Origin of the sequence: Citrobacter sp. Cb041 (assembly GCF_030336655.1) — a bacterium.
GTDB lineage: Bacteria > Pseudomonadota > Gammaproteobacteria > Enterobacterales > Enterobacteriaceae > Citrobacter > Citrobacter braakii.
Window position 1 is genome coordinate 1 of sequence record NZ_JAOWDD010000021.1, and the last position, 219, is coordinate 219.

Annotated in this window: 2 tRNA genes; both read right to left on the minus strand. The window is 56.2% G+C overall.

Features of this window, described 5'->3' with window-relative positions:
• Nucleotides 1-2 precede the first annotated feature (2 nt).
• Nucleotides 3-75 (minus strand) — tRNA-Val (locus tag OGV52_RS01620).
• Between the two features lie 46 nt (nucleotides 76-121).
• Nucleotides 122-197 (minus strand) — tRNA-Val (locus OGV52_RS01625).
• Between the last annotated feature and the right edge of the window lie 22 nt (nucleotides 198-219).

Sequence of the window (219 nt, forward strand, 5' to 3'; positions counted from 1 at the left end):
GGTGGGTGATGACGGGATCGAACCGCCGACCCCCTCCTTGTAAGGGAGGTGCTCTCCCAGCTGAGCTAATCACCCACTTCTCAATTTCTTGTTTTACACGGCGGAGACTACATAAAGTAGTTGGTGGGTGATGACGGGTTCGAACCGCCGACCCCCTCCTTGTAAGGGAGGTGCTCTCCCAGCTGAGCTAATCACCCCCGCTGTGTGGAGTCGCATTAT